The sequence below is a fragment of the Vibrio tapetis subsp. quintayensis genome (assembly GCF_030409945.1).
Lineage (GTDB): Bacteria > Pseudomonadota > Gammaproteobacteria > Enterobacterales > Vibrionaceae > Vibrio > Vibrio quintayensis.
Genome location: NZ_JAUFQV010000014.1, coordinates 51,784 through 77,257 on the forward strand (window position 1 = coordinate 51,784; position 25,474 = coordinate 77,257).

The following is a 25,474-nucleotide window of genomic DNA, read 5'->3' on the forward strand; positions in this document are numbered from 1 at the left end:
CACATATAATACGATATACAAAAAAGTTAACTGGGCCGATCGGTACTTATTTTAACACGCTAAAGCATACAAAATAACCATGACACAACAAGAACCACAAACTTACAATTTGTTACATTTATTGAAATTCACTATGCTGAGATATCATAGTTTCGAGCGTCACTTGCTGCGTTACATCAAACCGATCTTGCCATGACGAAATGACGCGAACTCGCTTAATTGACTGCAGAGTACTACCTAAACCCGCTTCCACTTCCCAACGTACATGATAGCCGTCAAGGGTGATTACGCTATTATCGGCAATTGAACTGAATGCTATGGTGTTATTCGCGCCACTGATAGACCGGGTTCGAAACCAGTGCATTTTACTTTGCGCTAAATCTAATGCGACCAAACTGCGGCTTGCATATTCAGATTGCACAGCTAATGTGTTTTGCATTTTTAGTAAGCCCAATACACCTACGCCCAACAACAGAAACGAAATTAGCACCTCAATAAGGCTGAAGCCACACTGCTTCTTATTTTTATAGTGTGTCTTAGAAATCACGCCAACTCCCCTTTTGCCATCTTGGTTTTACCAATTTCGAGCGAGCGTGTTCTATAACATCTCGGTTGAAACGCATGTTGTAAGAAGCATAAAAAAGTGAAAAATGTTCGGGAGAATCAAACAATTGACTGCCACTGAAATTGAATGCGCCGTGCTGGTAGAATGACGCGCTCGCAATATGTGCTTGAGCGAATAAAGAAGGAGTATGATTTAAATATGTATAGGCTTCAAAACCAGCCCAGTCGGATAGTTTAGGGGAATAATTGGTGTTGAAATGGACCATACTGCCTTTGAATATCGCCCCTCCTCCCATTAGCGACATTGGTCCATCATGAACCACCAATAAAACTCCATCTGTATTTTGAGAGGCTGCGGTAATGGCAGAGTAATCTGAAGCCTCAATTTCACAGCCCCCCTCCACCCAAACGAACTCGTGTCCCGCATTAATTTGGTCTGTGATTTTTTTGCCACAATTAGCTAGTACTTTAGGCGCCCCACGGCCCTCTAAACGCTTAAATTTGCCGCCATCACGTACAGAGGCAAATTCATTAACTGGGACATTAAAATAGCTTTCGAAAGGTTTAACGTTCGCATTTTTGACGATATCGGAGCGAAAACTTGTTCCATTAGTCAGGTGGGTAGATACGCAATCTTTCCCTTGAGCATCAAATCCCACCCATGGCACATCACCGTGGATCACGCCTTGATTAACCAAGCCTGCGGGTACATGCAACTTGTCTCGATAGGTAATGGCCGTACACTCCCAACCCGCAGACGTCAGCTTTCCGGGCTCCGGTGTTGAAATGGCTAAAGATGCATGCATAGCAATGTTTGCGCTCGATTGAATCGCCCCTTTTACCCCTCCTCCCACGGACACATTCTTATTCACTCTCTGGTTCTTGAAAATCGACGTTAATTGGTAGACGCCTTCACTGACATCGGCTTTATTGACGGATATATCGGCGGCTCCTCCACATTGATGCCAACTATTTTGATTCCATTCTCCTGCTATCATTTGAGCAAATGCACACTCTAGCCCGCCCTCTGCCAGCCAACGTTGCTGCGCAGACTGAACTTGGTTTTTGGCCATTTTTATTTGCAGGAATACGTGCCGATAACTGGCGAGTGACAACATCAACACCGCGACGAGCAATAAGCTCACTACCATTAAGCTAGATATTCCTTGCTGACGTTTCATTGCCAGTTCCTTTGCTTAATCGACGTTGTCATTGTGTGTGGGTAACTGCCATCTCGTAACGAGGCAGAAAGAGAAATGGATAAGAATGCAGAACTGACAGAACTACCTAGATCAGCCTGCTCAATAGAGAAATCGGTCACTTTTATTTTGTTTTGATCCATAAAGTGAAAATACACATTACAGCTATCAACACTTTCTACTTGAGCTCTGTTGGAAGTACAGACTTTCACGGACTCATCGACAAACTTAAAAAAAACGTTTTCAAAGTCATGACCGTCAAAATAGCTGTAAGCAATAGATGAAGATGTTGTGTGCCAAACACGGCTTGCACCCGATAAAATGGTCACATGGGCCGCTGACAAAGGACGAAACCCAGCTCGTTGAGCATCCCTCGCCATGTAACTCAACGTATTTCGCATGCTCTGTAGTACCACCAGCTCTTGACTGCGTTGGTTCGCATATTTGGCACCTGCTAAATAGACGCTGCCGATGCTCGAAATGGCAATCAAACTCAACGACGAAGCAATGAGGAACTCAATTAACGAACTGCCAACTTGCCGTGAATGCTTAGCACTTGTCATAGCCATACCCATTTTGGCTTACCCCGCATAACCTAATACGGCCAGTAACTGAATGAGCCACTAACTTGAGTCCTTTCAAATCGTTCTCAGACAAACCAAATTCAAAATTGCCATTTTGTTGAACCTTACCCGTCACACCACCGACTTTGAACCTATCATTAGTAAAATTACTATTAACAAACAATCGCTTGTATGACTTCCCAGATAATTGACTGATCGTGTCACTCGTTGCTAAATCCTCCAGATGTAAGCTCAGTGTCCACTCATCATTTCGATTGCCTGAACGCTTGAAAAAACAATAAAGGTCACGATTTCTAAATACAGCTTCAGATCGAGACTGAGCGAAGAAAGAATACAAATCGTTTGCAAATCCTTTCATCTCATTTTTCTCTACTATCTGCCTATACTGTGGGGCGACCCCAGCAGTTAATGCCCCCATAATAATGAGCATTACCAGCACTTCAATAAGCGTAAAACCGCGAGTCATTTCCCATAACCTTATGAAACATTCCACATAAACAAAAATGCACTTGCGCGAATGCTAACACCCCATAAAAATGAAGACCTATGTTTGATGGAAGTGTTGGAAATGATTCGAATAAATGTATGTATGAAAACCGCAATACAACAAAAAGGAATGACATTACTCGAAACCCTGATTGCCCTAGCCATCGTAGGGATCATCTCGATGATCGCTTATCCATCTTATAGCCAGTACGTTTACAAAGGGCACCGCCACCAAGCGATGACCGATCTGATAAAAATCCAGCTTGAACTGGAAAACCATTTCGATACCAGTTATCAATGGAACCACATCATATCCGGTAGCCAATGCTTACTTTGCGAAACGAGTACCGATAGATACCACTTTGCTGTGACCAGTGCTGGGGGGTACACCATCGTCGCGACGCCACAATCAACCAAGGGGCAAAGTAACGATCAATGCGGGAGCTTAACGTTAAAAGCAAACGGGGAAAAACGGCCTGAGGCGTGTTGGTAAAGTTAAAAAGTGAAGTAAATTCGGTATTCTTTTTCCAAAAAAAAACCGAGCTAAAATTAGCTCGGTTTTTTAATTAACATAAATTTTGATTAGCTAGTTAGGTCATCGAAGAACTTCTTCACGCCTTTAAAGAAACCATCTGATTTCGGGTTATGTTTATTACCCGCTTCACCACCACAGGTTTCTTCAAACTCTTTAAGTAGCTCTTTCTGACGAGCACTTAGTTTCACTGGTGTTTCGATAACCAATTTAACAATTAAGTCACCCATTGCGCCGCCACGAACTCCCTTAACGCCCTTGCCACGCATGCGGAACATACGACCAGTTTGGGTTTCAGACGGTACTTTCAGGCTTACACGGCCATCTAGTGTTGGGACTTCAACTTCACCACCAAGTGCCGCTTGAGCAAAGCTTACTGGTACTTCACAGTACAAGTTGCTGCCGTCACGCTCAAAAATGTGGTGTTCACGGACGTGAACTTGAACATACAAGTCACCCGCTGGTGCGCCCATTTCTCCGGCTTCACCTTCACCAGAAAGACGAATGCGATCGCCAGTATCTACGCCAGCAGGGATCTTAACATTAAGCGTCTTAGTCTTCTGCTTACGGCCTTGACCGTGGCATGAGTTACAAGGATCTTTAATGATTTTGCCTTTACCATGACAGGTAGGACACGTCTGCTGTACAGCGAAGAAACCTTGACGCATTTGAACTTGACCATGACCATGACACGTACCACATGTCGTCGCAGATGAACCTTTTTTAGCGCCACTGCCGTCACAAGTATCACACTCAACAAGAGTTGGTACTTCAATTTCTTTAGAACAACCGCGTACGGCTTCTTCTAATGATAGTTCCATGTTGTAGCGTAAATCCGCACCACGTTGAGCACGAGATTGACCACCACCACGGCGACCGCCACCAAAAATATCACCAAAAACATCGCCAAAAATATCGCCGAAGTCGCCCTGACCATGGCCACCGTGACCACCACCAAAACCGCCGCCTTGTTCAAAAGCAGCATGCCCGTATTGGTCGTACGCGGCTTTTTTCTGGCCATCAGTTAGAATTTCGTACGCTTCTTTTACTTCTTTAAACTTCTCCGCTGAAGATTCATCACCCTGATTACGGTCTGGGTGAAATTTCATCGCAAGACGTTTGTACGCCTTTTTAATATCGCGCTCTGATGCATCGCGGGCAACGCCTAATACTTCGTAAAAATCACGTTTTGACATGTTCTAAATCACCAATTTTTTTCTACAAGTGAAACACTTCACTCGCGTGTTTGTATCAATCTAGATGAGAAAAGTACTAAAGGCTAAGTGCGAAAAGCGAAGTATTAAAAGCTCTACTACTTAGAACTTCGTATTTAGTACTTCGCACTTCACTCATCTAGATTGATTCGTTATTTACAAGATTGCGGGCGTTTGAGTTTCCTCGAACGCCCGCAAGACTATAATCGAAAGATCGATTTTTCTAAGCTAGAACGATTCAGTTCAAGAAGAAGGCACGGAGCTTACAAGTGTAAGTGAGCACCTTCGACGCAGAAATGACTCGTTATAGCGACGAAAAATTATTTCTTGTCTTCTTTCACTTCTTCAAACTCAGCATCAACAACATCGTCGTCTTGCTTAGGTTGTTCGCCTGCTTCAGCGCCTTCAGCTTGTTGAGCTTGTTGCTGTGCCATTTCCATCAGCTTTTGAGCTGCAGTCATAAGCGCTTGAACTTTTGTGTCGATAGCTTCTTTGTCGTCGCCACTCTTCACATCTTCAAGTTCTTTGATTGCTGCTTCAATTTTCTCTTTCTCTTCAGCAGGAAGTGCTTCACCAGCTTCATCCATTTGCTTACGAGTACCGTGGATCATTTGGTCAGCTTGGTTACGAGTAGTCACTAGCTCTTCGAACTTTTTGTCCGCGTCTTTGTTAGCTTCTGCTTCTTGAACCATTTTTTCGATATCTTCGTCGCTTAGGCCGCCAGAAGCTTGGATAGTGATCTTCTGCTCTTTACCTGTTGACTTGTCTTTCGCAGATACGTGAAGGATACCATCCGCATCTAGGTCGAAAGTTACTTCGATTTGTGGCATACCACGTGGTGCAGCTTGAATGCCTTCTAGGTTAAATTGACCTAGAGACTTGTTGTAGCTAGCTTGCTTACGCTCACCTTGAAGAACGTGGATAGTTACCGCGTTTTGGTTATCTTCAGCAGTAGAGAACACTTGGTTCGCTTTAGTAGGAACCGTTGTGTTTTTCTCAACTAGAGCCGTCATTACACCGCCCATAGTTTCGATACCTAGAGAAAGTGGCGTAACGTCTAGTAGAAGAACGTCTTTCACTTCACCAGCAAGAACACCACCTTGAACGGCCGCGCCCATCGCTACTGCTTCATCAGGGTTAACGTCTTTACGAGCTTCTTTACCGAAGAATTCAGCTACTTTAGCTTGAACCATAGGCATACGTGTTTGACCACCAACTAGGATAACGTCAGTGATTTCGCCAACAGACAGTTCAGAATCCGCTAGAGCAACTTTTAGAGGCTCAAGAGAACGTTGAACTAGGTCTTCAACTAGAGATTCTAGCTTCGCACGTGTCACTTTAACGTTCATGTGCTTAGGACCAGTTGCATCAGCAGTAACGTAAGGTAGGTTTACGTCAGTCTGTTGTGTAGAAGAAAGCTCGATTTTCGCTTTTTCTGCTGCTTCTTTAACACGCTGCATAGCAAGAGGATCATTCTTAAGATTGATGCCTTGCTCTTTTTTGAACTCATCTACTAGGTAATTGATCATGCGGTTATCAAAGTCTTCACCACCAAGGTGCGTATCACCGTTAGTTGCTAGTACTTCAAAAGTTTGCTCGCCATCAACGTTGTCGATTTCGATGATTGAGATATCAAACGTACCACCACCAAGGTCGTATACCGCGATAGTACGGTCGCCTTCTTGCTTGTCTAGGCCGTAAGCTAGAGCAGCAGCAGTTGGTTCGTTGATGATACGCTTAACATCAAGACCTGCGATGCGACCTGCATCTTTAGTCGCTTGACGTTGTGCATCGTTAAAGTAAGCAGGAACAGTAACAACTGCGCCAGTTACTTCTTCGCCTAGGAAATCTTCAGCTGTTTTCTTCATTTTCTTCAGAATTTCAGCAGAAACCTGAGGAGCAGCCATTTTTTGGCCTTTCGCTTCAACCCAAGCATCACCGTTGTCTGCTTTTACAATTTTGTAAGGCATGATTTCGATGTCGCGCTGAACTTCTTCGTCTTCAAAACGACGACCGATAAGACGCTTAATTGCATATAACGTGTTTTCAGGGTTTGTAACCGCTTGACGTTTTGCAGGTTGACCTACTAGCGTTTCGCCATCTGTGTATGCGACTACCGATGCGGTTGTACGCTCGCCTTCAGCATTTTCAATTACACGTGGTGCGTCACCGTCTAGAACAGAAACACAAGAGTTAGTAGTACCTAAATCAATACCAATGATTTTACCCATCAGGCCATCTCCAAAAAATCTAATATTATTTTGCTATACCCCCTAAAGTGGGGGAGGACAAATAGGGATTCAACCCCCTACTCGCAAATATGTTTGCTTCGTGTATGCACCATAAATAAGGGCGACAAGCACCTTTTCAAGGGCAAGGTGAAAAAAAATCGCCTTTTTTTACGACAAAATCGAAAATAATGGCTTGGTAACAATAAAAAGAGGCCACTTAGGCCTCTTTATTGTAAAAATCTTTCCATGTTTGCATCGAAAAACGATGACCTATTCGGCTATTTTGCCTCAACAGGTTCCATTGCTTCTTCTTTGCCAATTTCATTTTCAGATTTTGCAACTATCGTGTTCACGGCTGTATCGCCAACAACGTTAGATGAAGTACAGAACATGTCATTGATACGGTCAACCGCGGCAACAATGGCCAAACCTTCTGGTGGTAAGCCTAATTGGTGAAGCAGTACGCCTACCATTACAACACCACCGCCAGGTACACCACCAGCGCCAATCGATAGCAACAAGATAGTTAAACCCAGTGTTACGATGTCGGCTGAGTTAATCGGCTGACCAAAGGCGTTAGCTACGAAAATCGTCGCCAATGCAATGTAGATAGAAACACCTGACATATTCATGGTTGCACCAAGTGGTACACCAAAGCCTGCAACAGACTTAGAAACATTCAATTTGTCAGTCAACGTTCTCATGGTTACAGGGATCGTTGCATTCGAGCTTGCTGTAGAAAGCGAAAACAATACTTGCTCACGAGTAGCACGCATGAACTGTTTTGGTGAAATCCCGGTAGTTAAGCCCACAACGGTTGGATAAAAAACAAAAATCCAGAACACCAACATAGCAACAACAAGTGCCACATAGCCCGCTACGGAAGCCAAGGTATTCGCATCCAGCGTTGCACCTAATTGAATCATCAGCGCAAATACACCGTAAGGCGCAAGGCTCATCACCAAGCCAACCAACTTCATCATGATCTCATTGGCCATTTTGAAGGTTTTAATCGCTGGTCCACCACGAGAATCCAAAGCTTGAATCGCAAGGCCTGTCAGTATCGCCATGAAAATTATTTGCAGCATATCACCGCTAGCAAACGCTTGAATCGGATTGCTAGGAACGATATTAACAACCAAAGAGAAGATATCCGGCGTTTCTGTTGTCGTTAACGCAACGGTTTCTGAAATGGTTCCAGCCAGGTTTGCCCCCGCTCCTGGTTGAAAGATCATACCGACCGTTAACGCCGCTGTAATCGCAATGATGGTGTTAAAAATGTATAAAGCAAAAGTTTTGCCACCAAGACGGCCAAAGGCAGAAATGTCTTTTAAATCTACAATGCCGCATACGATAGAAACGTATACCAACGGAACAACCAGTAGTTTGATCAATGAGACAAACATACCGCCCGCCCCTTCCGCCGCACCTAACAAATAGGTGTCCATCACGGTAATTCCACTAAACAGATACTGAATTGCAGTACCGATCATCAAGCCGGCAAATAAGCCGATAAAGATTTTTGTTGAGAGCGATTTATCCATCGTTCCACTCCAGGTTATTGTGCTTGTTTATAGTAACAAATTAGTTATTTCTTGCGCTAATATGTGCAAGTGGCACGCATAATACACGCCATGGCAACAAATGAAAGAATTTATTAACAGAATTATCACAACCAGTTTCACAGTTTTTACACTTAATTTCCCGCGGGTTTAGGAAACAAAAATCGTGTATTTATAAAAATCAAAAGCTTGAATGAAATAGTGGTTAGGAAACAGACAATGGAAAAAATAAGATTACGGGGACGGGCTTTGCCCTAAGAATATCGAATGCAAAAAAAAACACCCACCGCATACACGGGGGTGTTTTTATCAATCACCAGAAAAGTACTCAGCCTTTAGCCTTTAAAACTTATCTCTTAGCACTTCGCTTTTAGTACTTCGCTTTATTTAGCAACCATAACCATTGCAGGGCGAACAACGCGGCCGTTAAGCTCGTAGCCTTTCTGCATTACCATCATAACGGTATTTGATTCATGATCAGGGCTCTCTTGAATTGACATCGCTTGATGGAATTCAGGGTTAAACACTTCACCTTCAGGGTTTAGTTCTTTCAAACCAAACTTAGCAACCGTGTTAACAAAAGAGCTGTGAGTCATCTCAACACCTTCAAGCAAAGGTTTTACCGCTTCACTTTCTTTGTCAGCCGCTAGAATTGCACGCTCTAGGTTGTCTAGAACTGGCAGTAGCTCTTCAGCAAATTTGTTTAAGGCGTATTTACGCGCTTTATCGACTTCTTGCTCAGAACGACGACGCATGTTGTCTACTTCTGCTTTTGCACGCAATACAGAGTCTTGTTGATCTTTGATTTTCGCTTCACTAGAAAGCAGTGCAGCTTCTAATTGAGCAACTTTAGATTCGACTTCATCTTGTTCTAATTCTTCATTCCAATCGATATCAGCTTCGCCGCCAACAGCTTCTACTTCTTCAGCCATTTCTTGCTGCTTAAGTTCTTCTTCATTAATTTTGTTTTCTTGATCGCTCATGATATCTCCAGAATTCTGAATTCAATTACCTACGCTAGTGTGGTCATACAATAATTTACGACAAAATACTCGCATAGTTCTTCAACTTGCCTTTATTATGGGGACGAAGATTTTTGATTCAAGCACTATAACCCTAACAGAACGGATTTAATCTATGCCAAAGCCTTTCGAAGTGATTGCCATCATAGGTAAACCTCGCGACAAAAAAGCCGTGCAAACCCATAAAGAACTGTTTCACTGGCTACTTTCGGAAGGGTATCAAGTCATTATAGATGACCGACTAGAAGACATTCTGACTGATATTGAATCAAAATATTTCAACAGCCTAGTGCATATTGGCGACCAAGCCGATTTAGCCATTGTGGTAGGTGGCGATGGTAATATGTTAGGCGCTGCTCGCGTGTTATCTCGTTTTGATATTTCGGTCATTGGTGTGAACCGTGGCAACCTTGGCTTTTTAACCGATTTAGACCCTGAAGGCTTTGAACAAGCGCTTAGTAAAGTCCTTAAAGGCCAATACATTGAAGAAGAGCGTTTCTTGCTCGAAACAGAAATTCATCGCCACGACCAAATAAAAAGCCACAACGCAGCATTAAATGAAGCCGTACTGCACCCAGGTCAAGTCGCTCGCATGATCGAATTTGAAGTGTACATCGATAACGTCTTTGCATTCTCACAACGCTCGGACGGGTTGATCATTGCAACTCCAACCGGATCGACGGCGTATTCTCTTTCAGGCGGTGGTCCTATTTTGTCACCCAGCCTAAACGCAATCTCAATTGTACCTATGTTTCCGCACACTTTATCTAGCCGCCCATTAGTAGTAGACGGCAACCGCCACATTAAACTACTGGTTTCTCCAGATAACCGTGGCACTCAAGAAATCAGTTGTGACGGCCAGATATCCTTACCGGTTTCACCCGGTGATGAAATCCACATTTACCAGAGCCCTAACTGCTTAAAACTGATCCACCCAGAAGATTACAGCTACTACCATGTTTTGCGTAATAAACTTGGCTGGTCTAGCAAACTCTTCTAGCCAGTGTTTTCATCACTTGATGAGCAAAGCGTCATGCTAAGTTATGCATTCACTTTCTGAGTAAGTTCACAAAAAAACACCTGTGGAACTTTACTGTATAAAGAAACAGTATATACTGTTTTCTTATACAGTATTGTTCAGTTATACAGGTAAATAAAATGCTGGCTCACTTGAGTGTTAATAATTTTGCTATTGTTAAGTCTTTACAGCTAGAACTCGCTAAAGGCATGACAACCATTACGGGCGAAACTGGCGCAGGTAAATCCATCGCTATTGATGCTCTCGGCTTATGTTTAGGCGATCGCGCTGAAGCAAACATGGTTCGCCAAGGCGAAGACAAAACCGACATCAGTGCCTCCTTTCTGCTCGATAACAACATTGGCGCAACTCGCTGGTTAGAAGATAACGACCTGCTCGAGGGCGGCGAATGCATTCTCAGGCGAGTGATCACCAAAGAAGGCCGTTCTCGCGCATTCATTAACGGCAGCCCTGTACCTGCATCTCAACTGAAGTCTTTAGGCCAATTGCTGATTAACATTCATGGCCAGCACGCTCATCACCAACTGATGAAAAGTGATTACCAATTAGCAATGCTCGATCAATACGCCGGGCATCTTAGCCTTATCAGTAAAACTAAGGCTAAATATCAAGGCTGGCGTCAGGCTGATAATCACTTAAAACAACTGATTCAAAATAGCCAAGAAAACTTGGCACAAAAGCAGTTATTGGAATACCAAATCAAAGAGTTAAATGAATTAGCCATTACCGAAGGTGAATTTGCCCAACTCGAACAAGAACATAAACGCCTTGCCAATAGTGGTGAACTGGCGAGTACGTGCCAACAAGCCATTGAATTAATTTACGAAGGTGAAGAAGTTAATGCTCTTGGTATTTTGCAAGCAGCCAATAACTCTCTTATTCAACTTGCCGAGATGGACGAAAGGCTGGCAGAGCTTCCCAACCTGTTAGCTGAAGCCATCATTCAAATTGAAGAAACCAATAACGAGCTACGTAATTACCTTGATTGCATCGACGTTGATCCTGCTCGTATGGCTTATGTAGAAGAGCGTTTTTCTAAGATCATGTCGATGGCTCGCAAACATCATGTTATGCCTGAAGAACTCTACAGCCATCATCAAGATTTACTTAAGCAAGTTGAAGCTCTCGATTGTTCAGACGAAAAACTGAGCGCATTAGGCGAAGAAGTCGAACAAAAGCGCACGGTCTTCTTAACATCAGCAGACAAGCTCAATAAATCTCGACTCCGTTATGCCAAGGAATTGAATAAACTCATTACCAACAGCATGCACGAACTGAGCATGGAAAAAGCCAAATTCTGTATTGATGTTGTACGCGATGAAAACAACGCATCGCCACTTGGCATCGACAGTGTAACATTCTTAGTTTCAACCAACCCAGGGCAGCCCTTACAAGCCATTGCTAAAGTTGCCTCAGGTGGTGAACTGTCTCGGATTTCACTCGCAATTCAAGTGATCACAGCCCAGAAAGTCGATACCCCTAGCTTGATCTTTGATGAGGTCGATGTCGGTATCAGTGGCCCTACAGCTGCGGTAGTCGGTAAAATGTTACGCACACTTGGCCAGTCAACCCAGGTTATGTGTGTGACTCACTTGCCGCAAGTTGCTGGCTGTGGTCATCAACAATTATTTGTTGCGAAACAAACTAAAGCCGGCAAAACAGAAACTCAAATGCGAAACCTCGACGATTCACAACGCATAGAAGAACTCGCAAGGCTACTTGGCGGCAGCCAGATAACCGACAGCACAATCGCCAACGCCAAAGAATTGCTTATTGCTGCATAGAAAATAGCCGCATAAAACAATCAGTAAAAGTGTTAGCCGACTCACAGCGTAAGCATTGCTTGCGCTGTTTGTCTTTTTAGCATTGCAACTAATCGGTATAACTGTGGTCTCAAAAGGCGGACATCCTAATGCTAGGGTGAAAACTATTTTTACTTCTTAGCGTGAAGTGATTATTATCATCGTTGAGATTTTTAAATGAACAGTAGAAAGACGTATTTGATATGCAATTAAAGAAGTGGATGGTTGCAATCCCTCTGGCACTGACCATGCTAACCGGCTGTTCAGTCGCAGAGAAATTGGTTTACCGAATTGACATTAACCAAGGTAATTACATCGAGCAAGACTCTGTAAGCCAGTTAAAGTTCGGCATGAGCAAAGAACAAGTACGTTACGTGCTTGGTTCGCCAATGTTGGTAGAAAACGGCTACCCAAATACGTGGTACTACATCTACCATCACACTAAGGGCCATGATGACTCGATTCAAAAGAACCTATTTGTTCGATTTGATGACGGTGAAAGGCTGGTAAAAGTCGATGGCGATTACGCTGCTGGCGAAACCTTTTTCGAAAGTATTAACTAAGTTGATCAATTCTTGCTAGTTGAGTGTTCATGACTCAATTAGCATTCATTGGCATAGAATTAAAAAGCTCGCACATTTCTGCGAGCTTTTTTGTATATCTAACCTTTACTCTCGGCTTTTGCTTTACTGGCTTCTCTAGCCGCTTCTTTCTTTGCTTGCTCAGCACGCTTGCGGCGGATCTCTTTTGGATCGGCTAGCAGTGGACGATAAATCTCGATTCGATCTTTATCTTGTATTGTCGCGTCGAGTTTCACGTTTCGACTAAACACACCCACCTTGTTAGTGGCTAGGTCGATTTCAGGATATAAGCTCAAAACACCAGATTGCTCAATGATCTGCTGAACCGTCAGTTCGGCTTCTACTGCCAACTTAAATACACGTTGCTCGGTAGGCAGCGCATACACCACTTCAACATGGATCATGTTAGGTTCACTACTCATTACACATACACCTGTTTAGCTCGCTTGGTAAAAGCACCAACCATATTGCCCGTAAGCTCATTGAACACCTTACCAAATGCCATTTCAACCAGCTTGCTGGTAAATTCGAATTCCAGTTTCAATTCAACCTTACAGGCAGACTCATCAAGAGGGGTAAACTCCCAGCCGCCTTGTAAGTGCTTAAAAGGACCATCCACCAACTGCATAAATATTTTGCGCCCTACTTCCAATTGATTAGAAGTAGTAAAGGTTTTACTGATGCCCGCTTTAGATACATCGACCGACGCCACCATTGCAGATTCTGACACTTCTAAAACTCGTGAACCTGAACAACCAGGCAAAAAACTTGGATAGCTGTCCACGTCATTGACGAGATGAAACATCTGCTCGGCGCTAAATGGCACTAATGCGCTTCGTGTTACTTGAGGCATATCACTCACTCTTACATCGTAAAGTCATCACAAACCACGTAATATCGAAGTTTGGTTAGCATAAAAGGATTTCCCAATCTCGGTGCAATCCGTATAATGGCGCTATTATGGCAAAGAAAAAATCAAATTCCAAAGCGGGTAGCAATACCATCGCTCAAAACAAAAAAGCTCGCCACGAATATTTTATTGACGACGAGATCGAAGCTGGCCTAGAACTGCAAGGATGGGAAGTTAAATCCCTGCGTGAAGGCAAAGCCAACATCGCCGAAAGTTATGTTTATATCCGTGACGGAGAGGCGTTCATTAGTGGTATGTCTATCATCCCGCTACAACAGGCTTGCACTCACACAGTCGCGAACCCAACACGTGTTCGTAAACTGCTCATGAGCCGCAAAGAACTCGACAACTTATTCGGTCGTATTAACCGTGAAGGCATGACTTTAGTTGCCACTGCTATGTATTGGTCCCGTTCTTGGGTCAAAATCAAAGTAGGCGTAGCCAAAGGTAAAAAGCTGCACGACAAACGTACTGATATGAAAGAAAAAGATTGGGCAAGAGACAAAGCTCGCGTTATGAAGAGCAATCTGCGTTAATCTTAACCACTTAGACTGCATGGCTCTAGACAGGCTAGCCTTTTCTGGTACTATGCAATCAACACTAGGGGCTGATCTAGGATTCGACGGGAATTCTGAAGTCTGAGGTGCATGCCGTGGGGCGGTTGGCCACGTAAAAAGCCGCAAAAAAATAGTCGCAAACGACGAAAACTACGCACTAGCAGCTTAATAACCTGCTCAGAGCCTCTTTGCCCTAGCTTCCGCTTGTAAGACGGGGAATAACAAAGAGTCAAACCCAAACTAGCTAGCGTGGCTTCTCCCGCCTGAGAGGAAAAGCGCGAATTATAATTCAGGATAGCCATTTACTAGCGTGTCGGTTCGCAGGTGGATGGTGAAATTAAAGATCGACTAAGCATGTAGTACCAATGATGAATGATTTTCGGACGCGGGTTCAAATCCCGCCAGCTCCACCAAACGTTTGGAAAAGGCCACCTTCGGGTGGCCTTTTTTGTATCTAAAGTATTGTTTTACATACTGTTACAATCCTAATTGGACTCATCCAAAACTTCAAGATACAAGTGGTCAACTAATATTGGCCACGATCTTAGAGTTTAACCAAAACAATCGTTCTGACTCATTCGGTGTCAGCCAACCATACTTTAGGTATCTCAAAGGCCCATCCTCTATTGTTCTTCCCTACATAAAGTAAATCAAACTAGACTTTTAATAAGAACACCAGGTCTATAAGTATAAAAGTCTACCTCTGTAGACTTTTAAGTGATAACTCAATGCACTTACCATAAAAGTCAACTTTAATAGACTTTTATTGAAAATCTACGTATAAATAGTTTAAAAGTCTACCGAGGCATACTTTACTGCATCATGCTATATGGAGGTTTCATGGTTAAGAAAGTAAAAGCAACTGAGTCACCAGATCTAAGCCAGGTGTTCACACCGTCACTACTTGGTGAGGCGATCAAAGCAAAAAGAACTCAAAGTAAAATCACCCAGCAAGATGCAGCATTGCTTTCTGGTGTTTCAAAACAAACCTACATAAAAATCGAACAAGGCAGCTCCGATATTAAACTTACCTCTTTAATGAAAGTTGTGTCTGCTCTAGGGATAAAGATATCGATACAACCATGGCAAGACTTAAATGCTTCAGTCCCATCACAGGAGAAAGGTAATGACGTCTGGGTCTAATCAATACATCCTCGATATAGTCTATAGCCAGCAAGTCATAGGCAAGCTATCACTGAGTAAAGAAAGTGATGCTCTATCTGTAATCTACAAGCAAAATTGGATTGATAGTGGCTTTCCCATATCGCCACACCTTCCATTGAACTCTGATATACCATCGGTCAATATCAGGAGGTTCTTACAGAATTTGCTCCCTGAAAATAAAGGGTTAGATTATTTGATCGACTTTCTTGGCGTATCACGTTCAAACGTATTTGCACAAGTTGGTGGGATTGGAACAGATACATCAGGTGCAATGATGTTCTTATCCGAAGGTGTTTCTCCTGTTCAAACTGAAACCTCTTTCAACCCAATCAATGATAGTGAATTAATTAAAAAACTATCTGACCCTGAACTTTGGTATTTAGAAGTATGGGAAGGCAAACCAAGACTATCAGTAGCGGGGGTTCAATCTAAGCTAAACGTTTTATCTATCGATGGAAACTTAGGGTTTGGAGAGGGTGAACTATGCTCAACTCATATTGTGAAGTTCGAAAAAAATGACCAACGACACCTTGTCATAAATGAATTTGTGACGATGAAGTTAGCGAAGCTAGTTGGGCTAGATGTTGCTGACGTTGAGTTGCGGTATTTTGACCAATTTCCAGCCTTAATTGTAGAGAGGTTTGATCGAAAGCTATTTAGTTCAACAAGTGTGAAACGAAGGCACATGATCGATGCCTGTCAAGCTTGTAACCTAGGTGTAGATAGAAAGTATGAACGAAACTTAGGTAAACAAAGAGATGTCAGTCATATTCGTGATGGTGTCAGCTTCGCCCGACTTTTTTCGGTAACAGAGCAATGTGAAAACCCATTAGCGGCAAAACTAGCGATCCTAAATTGGGCAATGTTCAATCTCTGTATTTATAACGCAGATGCACATGGCAAAAACTTCAGTTTCTTTGTCCAAAAGTCGGGCTTAACACCAACGCCACTTTACGATCTAGTCAATGTAAGGATGTACCCTGAATTTGAGCAGGATCTTGCGATGGCCATTGGGGATGAATTTGACTCAGATTCTATTAATGCCTACCAACTTGCAGAGTTTGCTGACGATTGTGATATTTCACCAAAATTGCTTCAACAGAGCCTAGTAAAGATCGCAAAAGACATTATAAACAACATTGACGATGCTATATCTCTCGTCGCTCCTACTTCTGATTCACAATTACCTTATTTAAACCGATACCGTAAAATCGTTGTGGCTAGATGTAAGCACTTCCTTAAGCAATCACCACTCATCACTGAAATTGAGCTTTAACTTATAGATAAGCTCTCTAATCAGAACATAGAAAGCACAAAGCCTTATAGAGCAAGGGATAGAACCGTCTGTTTGCTTTTCTGAAAGCTCCACCAAACGTTTGGAAAGGGCCAACTCGAAAGAGTTGGCCCTTTTTTTATGTCTCAATTGAGGGTGTCTTTTTACATTAGTGAACGTACGCACTATATGATTAGATTTTGTGCATTTCCTCTAAGCCACTCTTTATGCTCTTTATAGTCGGGCATAACTCGTTCAACTTCTTTCCAGAACTGTGGCGAATGGTCATGGTGGATTAGATGACAAAGCTCATGCACCACTACGTAATCAACAACCCTGTTGGGAGCCATGACAATCACCCAGTTAAATTCTAAATCACCGTAAGGGGTACAACTGCCCCATCTACTCTTAAACTCTTTAGTTCTAACAACGCCAGTTTCAACGCCCACCAGCGATTCATAACGCCTTACCTTCTCACGAATCTTCTTATCAGCATGGCGCTTATACCAATTCGTTAAAGCTCGGCGAATATAGTGCGTTTGTGTGGATGGATCGGGAACGGTGACCGTAATACGTCCATTAAGCAGTTTTGTAGGCGCTAAGTCGCCTTTAAGCACTTTTAAGCGATAATTCCGCCCTAAGTATGGCAATGACTCACCTGACACATACTCTCGCACTGTCGCAGGGCTGGTGGTTTGGTATTGCGCTATCTTTTCGACTATCCACTGATGTTTACTCGCTAAGAGCTTATCTATTTTGTCACGCTCCAGCAGCTTAGGGACAACGATGATCACTTCCCCTTCATCAACTTTAATTGAGGCTGTTTTTCTGCGAGAGGTACGCTCCACCAGCACACTGTAGCCTTCAGTATGAATCAGCTCAGGTTCACGCTTGTTCATTGCTTTTTGCTTACTCACTTATTACCAAACTTATGCTTAGCGAGATCCATAAAACGTTCTTGTAGCGCATTCACTAACGCTTTATCACCGAATGGCTGATCGAGTACAGCACGCTTAATCTCTTTCTTCATCCGCTTCACTTCATCTTGCTTAGCGAAGAAATCAATAATCTCTGTTGCTTCGTCTAGCATCGCGACTAAGGTTTGAGTTGTCTGTTTTATTGACTCATGAAGCGACTCATCAATCACATCGCCATCACTGACATGCGTAACTTCTGAGATAAGAATATTGTAGAAAGCAAATTCCGTTTCCGACAAACCCACATCTTGTGCTGCTTGCTGGTGGGCATTGCCAATATCGTCAGTCATTTCTAGTAGTAGCTCTAACTGAAGTGACCATTGACCTGCTGTTTTTTCAATGACATCACGCAGGCGTAAACTCAACGAACGGTAATATTCAGGGTCTTCATCGAGATTAATGGTAATGTGATGCTTGATTGCACTCTCAATCTCAGACGCTTTCGATTCATCCGACTTGGTTGGTTTTATCATCTCTTTGAAGTTCGCCGCGAGTAAATCTACAGGGGGTATTTTCGGGTCTACTCCTGTACTAAGAATGTGCTCATCCACCAACTGGCGAACCTTTTCACCAATTTCACGCATATCTAAACCCGCGTCTCGATACAGCGTTTTTGATGCGTTGTGAACTTTGCCCAGTAACTTCATATCAGGAATGAAGGGTGCGGCACTGGCGTCAGGCAAAATCACGTTGAGTTGTTTGGCGAACAACTTAAAAGCAAGGTCGAACTGCGCACGAGTCGTTTCATCTTTTAGCGCTAACACGTAATCATCAATATCGTCACTCTTAACATTATTGAAGAAAGACATTGCTCTCGTGTGTTTCGCTTTTAGCTTAGGGATCTCATCTTTCAGGCTTTGGTATGTGCCTTCTACATCTTCGCTGCTGAACAAGTCTAACGCTTCAGTAAGGTGAGTAGCTAACCCGTGATAATCCACCACATAGCCACAATTCTTACCCTTGTAGGTACGGTTCACACGGGCAATGGCTTGCATCAGTGTGTGGTCTTGTAACTTACGATCAATATACATGACTTGAGCGATTGGGGCATCGAAGCCCGTTAACAGCATATCTTTCACAATAAGAAACGCCGTGTTATCAAACTTTTTGTTCTTCTCTTCAGTTCCCGCTTTATCAATGCCGAACGGCTTTTTGAAATTCTCAATCGCCTTCTTTTGATGCGCTTTGTCGGTGTGCTTAGCGATATACGTTTTGTCGTTGTGATCACCTGAGATAATCACCTCAGAAGGAGGCGCACCCAGCTCATCAAGCGTCTTTTTAAAAATAGCGGCAGCATGACGGCTACCCACTACTATCATCGCTTTAAAACCATCGGGGCGAATGTGTTCTTTATAGTGTTTAAGCAGATCTAAACATACCCAGCGAATGCGAGCAGGCGCTTCACGTACTGCGCGCTCCACTCCGTACTTTTTCTTTATTTCTCGTTGTTCGTCTTCGGTGTATTCACCAAAATACTCTTCAAACAGCTTATCAAGTGACTCTCCCGCCACTTCCGATTGCACTTCTCTGCCTTCATACAGCAAGCGTACGGTTGCACCATCTTCGACTGCTTCATTGATTTTGTATTCATCAATATAGCCACCAAACGCTTGACCCATCTTTTGCGTTTTAAGCAAAGGTGTACCCGTAAAGCCCACTTTAGGCGCGTTCGGTAGCGCAGCATTGATGGTCATGGCTAGCCCACCAAACTGAGTGCGATGAGCTTCATCAGCAAGAACGATTATTTTGTCACTCGGGTTTAGGTCTACAAAGCCTTCCGCTACTGTCGATTGTTTCTCTTGCTCTTTTTCAAGATCGGAGAACTTTTGCACCATCGCAGTCACAAGATCGGAGCTGTCTTTTTTAAGTAGCTCTTTTAACTCTGCTACTGAGCCAGCGTTATAGACCGTTTCGCCTTGAGCATCACGGAAGGTATTGGAAAGCTGTTCATCCAGTTGTGTTCTATCGGTAATAAAGACCAATTTGTACTGCTGTAATTCTGGGTCACGGCGCATCTTCACCGCGAGCATAACCATAGTGAGTGATTTACCACTGCCTTGGGTATGCCAAACCACACCGCTTCTTTCTTTACGAGAGAGGGCTTTGCGATCTTTGCCTCCCTTCAAGCGTTCGATGACTTTATTAACTGCTCGATATTGCTGATAGCGAGCTACTTTCTTGATGATTTTCCCATCATCAGTTTCATAGATGATGAAGTTTTGCAGAATATCGAGGAAGTTGTCTAAGCTGAACATACCTGCTAGCAAACGTTGCTGAGCCGTCACATGAATCAAAACCTCATAACTGGCTTTGGGTTCTGCTGCTTGCATAAGTTCGACTTGGCTTTCTATATTAGCTTCACTAACAGAGTCATCATCTAATACATCATCAGGGTATTGAACCTCTACCGCAGAACGAAACGTTACTACGTTATCTTGTAGCGACTGGTTCGCTAACGCTTCATCACTGAATGGGTAAGCGTCTTTCCAATCACCATAGTGCTGGCTGCTAGAACTGATGGTGCCGACTTTGGCTTGGTCACGACAGGTAGAAACCATCAGTTGGTTATACCAAAACAGCTTTTCTGCCCCTTCACCGTCTTGCTGTTCACGTAAATCTGCATAACGACGAAGCTGATCAATACCATGGCTCATTGGGTCTGAAATGTATGGCGATTTACATTCAATTACCGCAAGGGGAATGCCGTTCACAAAGCAGATAATATCGGGGATGATTTTCTGGTTAACCCCTTCCACTTTGAACTGGTTGGCGACTAGAAATTCGTTATTGGAAGGCGTATCGAAGTCGATAAGTTTAACGGTTTGCCCTTTGCGCCCTTTACCTAAATCTTGCTCAACCGATAGGTAATTCACCATGGTTTGGTAGAAGGCGTGGTTGTACTCCATTAAGGCAGCAAAGCTAGGGTGAGTCACGTCCCTTGATACTTTGCGTAGGTTCTCGTCGCTTATCCAAGGGTTGATGCGTTTAATCGCCGCTTCTAAGCGCTTCACCAGTATTACGTCACGTAGATAGGCACGCTCTTGATTGGGATGGTCAGGCGCAAGAGTTTTGCCTTGCACATATTGCCAACCAAGCTTAACCAATTGAGCAATCGCAGGCGCTTCTACTTTATCGAATTCATTATTTGCCATGATTACATCCCGTTTGCCCTTTATCTAACGCAGGAACAAACTCCAATGTGCGTTCTAGACTATCCTTAATTTTTTGCTTTAACCGCTCAATCCCTTCTTCGGTTAAGAAAGAAGCAATAGGTTCTTCAAATGCCGTGGTGACAAAATCATGGTCTAGCTTGCAATGATAATCTAGGCTCGGCTTTGGATAATCAGCCATATTCCATGCCGCCTCAAAGCTTTTGCTTTGGTCACAATGCGCACGATAGATACACAACTTCAATAAGCTCTTTGCATCTTCTACCTTTACCGCCATGTTAAGTGCATCCGGCTGACTACCCATGCTCTCATCACGAATTCCAGTATCATGCATCACGATAAACTCTAAGATGAAATCACCTTTGGTGACCTTGTCTAGGTGAGCAACGTTTTTGAATTCATATCTAGGAATTGCCGCTGGTAACATATCCCATTGCCAATTTGAAAATGGATTTCTCGCACTGTTGGAGAATCGGCAAGGCTTCCAAAACCAAAAATCGGTATCGAACTCTTTGGCTAGCTTTTCAATGGCGGGTAATAAACGCTGATAATAAGCAGCTAATAAACGGTGTGCTGTACGTACCTGTACGAATAGGTCGCCTGTGTCATTTGAATTCATCGCAATTCCTTGCTGACTGGTAGCAATAGAGAGTGTTGTAGAGATAACTTGGGGAATACGTCTGGCTGTATCAATTGAGACCAAGTGAACGGAGATGTTTGTAAACCATATAAGCTGAGTCCATCTAAAATATCATTGAGAATGCGCTTCTCTTGGCGAGAGATGCTTAATGCTTTGTTTACTTGTTCATCATTTAGCAACTCAACAATATGCGCCGTAACAGCGTCCCACTTAATGGATGCAATACCTTTAAGTAGATTGTTCTTGTTTAGCAACTTACTCGCCCACTCAAGCGCTTGTTTTTGCTCTATTCGACCAATTGCCAAAAAGTATAAAGGCTTGTCGCACTCTTGTTGAGCCTGCAAAAATGACTCAATCTCTTTGTGCCATTGGTCGTAATACTGATCGCCGCCTGCTGGTGGTTTTACTTCAACAATTAAATTGCACAGTTCAAAGCGAATCACCAAATCAGGTTCAACTTGGCGAGATTCACCGCCTTCTGTTAAAGCATACCTCGGCCAATAGTCGATAGATTGAAATGCACCAAATTTCGCCTGAAAATCATCAGGCGACAGAGAAAAACAACTCGCTAGGATTTGAGTTTGAACATCATCAGATAGGTAAGCAAAGCGCTCAAAAAAAGTAGACGTGAGCAAATCTTCACGGGCTTTGAACACGCTTGCCCAACGCACTGAATCTTGCCCGCCGTGCTCAATACGCCCTGCTTTTCCGTGAAGAATTGCTTTTAACATTAGCTGTCTACCTTCACACGAACCTTGCCCGTCAGGAGATCTTGCATTAGGGCTTTTTTACTTCCTTCAAACTTCTTCTTTTTCGCTTCCAAAAGAAGATATTTCTTCTGCACAGCCCTTATAGAGTTAACCATTTGATTTTGTTCTTCAATTGGAGGTAAAGGTATAACCTCTCTCCTCAAATCAGTTGTATTTAAATGTGGGTGAGCACCGCCAGTTGCAATAACGCTTACTCTTTGTTTTCCTTGGTCTGAGTTCATATACTCAGCTAGAAAGTATGGGTTCAATATCTCTTTCTTAGGTCTAGAGATAATCAATGCGTGGCAATTCGCACCCTCATAGCTTTTAGGTACTACACAAGTGTCTCCATTCCCAGCTCCAGTTTGAACCGTGAGGACATCACCTTCTTGTAAGCATGCTCTAATATTCTTTTGGTGAAACTCCTGTCTCACATATTTGTATGTTTTCTCGACAAAAACATTACGTCTAACATTTTGACAAAGAATATAGTCCACCCCTTTCTCTACATAAATATCTCTGGTTGAACCAACATATCCATTGGTCATCTTGGAACAACAATCAGCTATATATCGAACCTCCCACCCCTTCGGAATCCTACCCACTGGCGAGTCTTTAAACTCCGTATGAGGCTTACCATCCACACCGACACCACGGGTGAGCAGCTCTTGCATCATGCCTGTTTTTAGGTCTTTGAGCTTGTCGATTTGCGCCTGTGTTTTTTCAATCACTTCATCGACAGAGGTGAGGATAGCGGCGATTTTCTTTTGTTCTGGGAGTGGGGGGAGAGGAACAAATACTTTCCTTAGATTCTCCATACTCAAAGACGGCTGAGAAGTAACCGAACCAAGTAGCTTGATACTCTTTTGAGTATCATCAGAAGTAAATACATGGGCTAAAAACTTACCATCTATTTCATTTTCATCTGGTGTGATTTTTGCCACATTAGGTGCCAAATGATATCTATCATCCTCATCGATAAATGCGACTTCACCAACAGTACCCACATAGCTAATTACCAAGTCATTTTTTGCCAGTTTCGATCTGGGTAAAGCATCCGAGGTAGCTCTTGGAATAGTTTGCACTTGCGATAGATCGAGTTTCCCCTTCTTCAGGTTTAACACTCTAACTGCAATAATTTCACCACCAATAGAGTAATCAAAATGGCTGGTGTATTCGTACCCTGCCAGTTTAGTGACAAAGCAAGAGTCCCCAACCTTTGACCCCTTCCATCCTTCAGGAACCAAGTTACTCATAACCCAACTCCTTCAAGTACCCATGCATCACCTGTTCAGCTTCGGTCACTTGTTCATCGATCTCATGCAGCGACACTTGGTATTTATCCCACCAGCGCTCAAACTGAGTGATAACTCTCCCATCAGCAGCAACTTCTCGGATCTGCTCTTTGCTTTCGATACTTGCTTTAAAGGCATAGTAATCGTCGTTGGTTTTATCGAACACTAAGGAAATATCGAACCCTGCTAGGATTTCCTCTTCTATGTATTCGCTATGTACTTCACGCACTGGCACACCACCATGAAGAATCGCTCGCACATCAAAAATCTCAGCTGGTGGTGAGGTATCTGCATAACGGCGAATATTGAGGTTAAAATCGTTCTCGGCAATCTCTGAAAAGTTCACCACTTTTGCGTAACGTTTGATATCACACTTACTTTCAAACGAATGGTTTTCGAACGTTTCGACAATCTTGATGATGTCTTGCTCACGCAGTTTGTTCTGGTTTTTACCCTCTTCAAACTCAAGCTCTGAGTTGATGAACAGGACTTTGCCCTTACGAGCTGCGGATTTGTTCTTGTTAATGATAAGTAGGCATGCAGGAATGCCCGTACCATAGAACAAACCCGATGGCAGACCAATCACTGCTTCTAATAAATCGTCTTCCAAAATGCCTTGGCGAATAGCCTTCTCACTTGAACCACGGAATAGCACACCATGAGGCATAACCACACCCACCATACCTTCATTATTGGTGCTGGCGATCATATGTTGAACAAAAGCTAAATCACCCGCATCTTTTGGCGGCGTACCATAAGGGAAACGACCAAAGCCATCACTATCACACTCGTCTTTACCCCACTTTTTCAGCGAGAACGGCGGATTAGCGATTACGCGGTCAAAGCTCATTAGCTCGCCGCCTTCGGTATGCTTAGGCTCGCGTAGAGTATCGCCCTTGCGAATATCGGCACTTTGCACGCCATGTAAGAACATGTTCATCTTACAAATCGCCCACGTATTTAGGTTCATCTCTTGCCCAAATAGCGATAGGTTTGATGCGTTCTCACCATTTTTAGCAAGGTGGTTACGAGTTTGAACCAGCATACCGCCCGAACCTGTGGTTGGATCGTAAATACGCATGCCCGCATGAGGCTTTAACAGTGCCACCAGCAGTTGTACCACTTCGCTAGGAGTATAGAACTCACCGCCTTTTTTACCCGCGCTGTCGGCAAACATTTTGATTAGGTATTCGTAAGCGGTTCCCAACATATCTGGGCGCTCAAAATCTTCGTTACGTAGACGGTGCTGGCTAAAGTGAGAAAGCAAGTCACGCAACTTAGCATCGGTCAGTTTGTTCTTAATGTTGAAGTCGATTGTCACCAACACGCCTTCAAGCGCTGAGTTGTGTTCTTCAATCGCTTCGGTGGCTTTGTTAAGGCTTTCACCAATGTTGTGCTTTAAATCTTTAAGCGCAGACCAACGGGAACTTTCAGGCATATAGAAAGTGTCGTCGTACTCATCTTCATCATTTGCCAGTTCTTCAGCTTGAACTTGTGTTTTCCCTTTCCCTAGGTAGTAGGCAATGACTTTCTCTTGCTCTTCTTCAAACGCATCCGACATGCGCTTTAGGAACATCATGCCAAAGATGTAGTCTTTAAATTCAGAAGCATCCATGTTGCCACGAAGAATGTCAGCGGTTTCCCAAAGGAAAGATTCAAGCTGCTGAAGGGAGAGTTTGTTGGTCATTAATGTTACCTACAGAATATGAGGTGATCTCGTACGAAGGTGTACGTTGTCGTATTGGTACGAACAGATATTGACGCGAATTTTACGGGGAAGTGGCTGGTGGGGCAATCAGAGACCGCAAATAATGAGTGCATAAAGCTAGGAAAGTAGAACTTTCGCTATCAAGAAGATAATATCACGACCTAAAACACTGATTAGAAATCTCTTCTCCAATGTTTTCATCACTGTATCAAGGA

General features: G+C 43.3%; 23 protein-coding genes and 1 other RNA gene. 8 read left to right on the plus strand and 16 right to left on the minus strand.

All coding sequences use genetic code 11. The features are described from left to right. Positions 1 to 118: 118 nt before the first annotated feature. Genes QWZ04_RS06940 through QWZ04_RS06955 form a run of 4 tightly spaced genes read right to left on the minus strand, consistent with a single transcriptional unit; the run spans position 119 to position 2,813 of the window. On the minus strand, positions 119 to 547 hold the full coding sequence (locus QWZ04_RS06940; RefSeq protein ID WP_290326359.1) for a type IV pilus modification PilV family protein: 429 nt from the start codon (positions 545 to 547) through the stop codon (positions 119 to 121). Further along, on the minus strand, positions 537 to 1,745 hold the full coding sequence (locus QWZ04_RS06945; protein ID WP_290326361.1) for a hypothetical protein: 1,209 nt from the start codon (positions 1,743 to 1,745) through the stop codon (positions 537 to 539). The genes QWZ04_RS06940 and QWZ04_RS06945 overlap by 11 nt, the downstream gene beginning before the upstream one ends. Beyond that, a complete protein-coding gene (locus tag QWZ04_RS06950; protein ID WP_290326363.1) occupies positions 1,742 to 2,326 on the minus strand; it encodes a pilus assembly protein PilW in 585 nt (194 codons plus the stop codon). The genes QWZ04_RS06945 and QWZ04_RS06950 overlap by 4 nt, the downstream gene beginning before the upstream one ends. Further along, the gene (locus QWZ04_RS06955; RefSeq protein WP_290326365.1) at positions 2,313 to 2,813 is read right to left on the minus strand and encodes a GspH/FimT family pseudopilin; all 501 of its coding nucleotides are present in this window, start codon (positions 2,811 to 2,813) and stop codon (positions 2,313 to 2,315) included. Before QWZ04_RS06955 ends, QWZ04_RS06950 begins: the two co-directional genes overlap by 14 nt. Positions 2,814 to 2,915: 102 nt before the next feature. On the opposite strand from QWZ04_RS06955, the gene QWZ04_RS06960 reads away from it, so the two are divergent. Continuing rightward, positions 2,916 to 3,326: a type IV pilin protein gene (locus QWZ04_RS06960; protein WP_290326367.1), complete on the plus strand. Its 411-nt coding sequence runs from the start codon at positions 2,916 to 2,918 to the stop codon at positions 3,324 to 3,326. Between the two features lie 89 nt (positions 3,327 to 3,415). On the opposite strand, the gene dnaJ is transcribed toward QWZ04_RS06960, so the two are convergent. The 4 genes from dnaJ to grpE all read right to left on the minus strand — a co-directional run bounded on the left by dnaJ (position 3,416) and on the right by grpE (position 9,355). Continuing rightward, entirely contained in the window at positions 3,416 to 4,561 is a 1,146-nt protein-coding gene (gene dnaJ, locus QWZ04_RS06965; protein WP_290326369.1) for a molecular chaperone DnaJ, read from the minus strand. Positions 4,562 to 4,899: 338 nt separating this feature from the next. Next, positions 4,900 to 6,810, minus strand: a complete 1,911-nt coding sequence (gene dnaK / locus QWZ04_RS06970; protein ID WP_290326372.1) for a molecular chaperone DnaK — start codon at positions 6,808 to 6,810, stop codon at positions 4,900 to 4,902. A 278-nt stretch (positions 6,811 to 7,088) separates the two neighbouring features. Beyond that, a complete protein-coding gene (locus tag QWZ04_RS06975; protein ID WP_102522888.1) occupies positions 7,089 to 8,354 on the minus strand; it encodes a dicarboxylate/amino acid:cation symporter in 1,266 nt (421 codons plus the stop codon). A gap of 401 nt (positions 8,355 to 8,755) precedes the next feature. Continuing rightward, entirely contained in the window at positions 8,756 to 9,355 is a 600-nt protein-coding gene (gene grpE / locus QWZ04_RS06980; protein WP_290326376.1) for a nucleotide exchange factor GrpE, read from the minus strand. A 154-nt stretch (positions 9,356 to 9,509) separates the two neighbouring features. Here grpE and nadK point away from each other — a divergent pair, with 154 nt between their 5' ends. The 3 genes from nadK to bamE all read left to right on the plus strand — a co-directional run bounded on the left by nadK (position 9,510) and on the right by bamE (position 12,798). Further along, on the plus strand, positions 9,510 to 10,394 hold the full coding sequence (gene nadK, locus QWZ04_RS06985) for an NAD(+) kinase (RefSeq protein ID WP_290326378.1): 885 nt from the start codon (positions 9,510 to 9,512) through the stop codon (positions 10,392 to 10,394). Positions 10,395 to 10,552: 158 nt separating this feature from the next. After that, positions 10,553 to 12,217, plus strand: a complete 1,665-nt coding sequence (gene recN / locus QWZ04_RS06990; protein WP_290326379.1) for a DNA repair protein RecN — start codon at positions 10,553 to 10,555, stop codon at positions 12,215 to 12,217. 221 nt (positions 12,218 to 12,438) lie between these two features. Continuing rightward, positions 12,439 to 12,798, plus strand: a complete 360-nt coding sequence (bamE, locus tag QWZ04_RS06995; RefSeq protein ID WP_290326381.1) for an outer membrane protein assembly factor BamE — start codon at positions 12,439 to 12,441, stop codon at positions 12,796 to 12,798. 98 nt (positions 12,799 to 12,896) lie between these two features. Here bamE and QWZ04_RS07000 read toward each other — a convergent pair whose 3' ends face one another. Beyond that, positions 12,897 to 13,238 carry an RnfH family protein gene (locus QWZ04_RS07000; protein ID WP_290326383.1) on the minus strand — a complete coding sequence of 114 codons (342 nt, stop codon included), beginning with the start codon at positions 13,236 to 13,238 and terminating at the stop codon, positions 12,897 to 12,899. Beyond that, the gene (locus QWZ04_RS07005; RefSeq protein ID WP_290326385.1) at positions 13,238 to 13,669 is read right to left on the minus strand and encodes an SRPBCC family protein; all 432 of its coding nucleotides are present in this window, start codon (positions 13,667 to 13,669) and stop codon (positions 13,238 to 13,240) included. The genes QWZ04_RS07000 and QWZ04_RS07005 overlap by 1 nt, the downstream gene beginning before the upstream one ends. Positions 13,670 to 13,776: 107 nt before the next feature. Here QWZ04_RS07005 and smpB point away from each other — a divergent pair, with 107 nt between their 5' ends. The 4 genes from smpB to QWZ04_RS07025 all read left to right on the plus strand — a co-directional run bounded on the left by smpB (position 13,777) and on the right by QWZ04_RS07025 (position 16,723). Next, the gene (smpB, locus tag QWZ04_RS07010) at positions 13,777 to 14,262 is read left to right on the plus strand and encodes an SsrA-binding protein SmpB (RefSeq protein ID WP_102522896.1); all 486 of its coding nucleotides are present in this window, start codon (positions 13,777 to 13,779) and stop codon (positions 14,260 to 14,262) included. 67 nt (positions 14,263 to 14,329) lie between these two features. Next, positions 14,330 to 14,696, plus strand: a transfer-messenger RNA (tmRNA) gene (ssrA, locus tag QWZ04_RS07015). A gap of 427 nt (positions 14,697 to 15,123) precedes the next feature. Next, on the plus strand, positions 15,124 to 15,426 hold the full coding sequence (locus QWZ04_RS07020) for a helix-turn-helix transcriptional regulator (RefSeq protein WP_290326387.1): 303 nt from the start codon (positions 15,124 to 15,126) through the stop codon (positions 15,424 to 15,426). Continuing rightward, positions 15,410 to 16,723, plus strand: a complete 1,314-nt coding sequence (locus QWZ04_RS07025; RefSeq protein ID WP_290326390.1) for a HipA domain-containing protein — start codon at positions 15,410 to 15,412, stop codon at positions 16,721 to 16,723. Before QWZ04_RS07020 ends, QWZ04_RS07025 begins: the two co-directional genes overlap by 17 nt. 182 nt (positions 16,724 to 16,905) lie before the next feature. Here QWZ04_RS07025 and QWZ04_RS07030 read toward each other — a convergent pair whose 3' ends face one another. Genes QWZ04_RS07030 through QWZ04_RS07055 form a run of 6 tightly spaced genes read right to left on the minus strand, consistent with a single transcriptional unit; the run spans position 16,906 to position 25,238 of the window. Continuing rightward, positions 16,906 to 17,637: a M48 family metallopeptidase gene (locus QWZ04_RS07030; RefSeq protein ID WP_290326392.1), complete on the minus strand. Its 732-nt coding sequence runs from the start codon at positions 17,635 to 17,637 to the stop codon at positions 16,906 to 16,908. After that, the gene (locus QWZ04_RS07035) at positions 17,634 to 20,849 is read right to left on the minus strand and encodes a type I restriction endonuclease subunit R (protein WP_290326394.1); all 3,216 of its coding nucleotides are present in this window, start codon (positions 20,847 to 20,849) and stop codon (positions 17,634 to 17,636) included. Before QWZ04_RS07035 ends, QWZ04_RS07030 begins: the two co-directional genes overlap by 4 nt. Then, a complete protein-coding gene (locus tag QWZ04_RS07040) occupies positions 20,839 to 21,486 on the minus strand; it encodes a PM0109 family protein (protein WP_290326397.1) in 648 nt (215 codons plus the stop codon). The genes QWZ04_RS07035 and QWZ04_RS07040 overlap by 11 nt, the downstream gene beginning before the upstream one ends. Further along, a complete protein-coding gene (locus QWZ04_RS07045; protein WP_290326399.1) occupies positions 21,483 to 22,238 on the minus strand; it encodes a hypothetical protein in 756 nt (251 codons plus the stop codon). Before QWZ04_RS07045 ends, QWZ04_RS07040 begins: the two co-directional genes overlap by 4 nt. Then, entirely contained in the window at positions 22,238 to 23,512 is a 1,275-nt protein-coding gene (locus QWZ04_RS07050) for a restriction endonuclease subunit S (RefSeq protein WP_290326400.1), read from the minus strand. The genes QWZ04_RS07045 and QWZ04_RS07050 overlap by 1 nt, the downstream gene beginning before the upstream one ends. Continuing rightward, on the minus strand, positions 23,505 to 25,238 hold the full coding sequence (locus tag QWZ04_RS07055; RefSeq protein WP_290326402.1) for a type I restriction-modification system subunit M: 1,734 nt from the start codon (positions 25,236 to 25,238) through the stop codon (positions 23,505 to 23,507). The genes QWZ04_RS07050 and QWZ04_RS07055 overlap by 8 nt, the downstream gene beginning before the upstream one ends. Positions 25,239 to 25,474 lie beyond the last annotated feature (236 nt).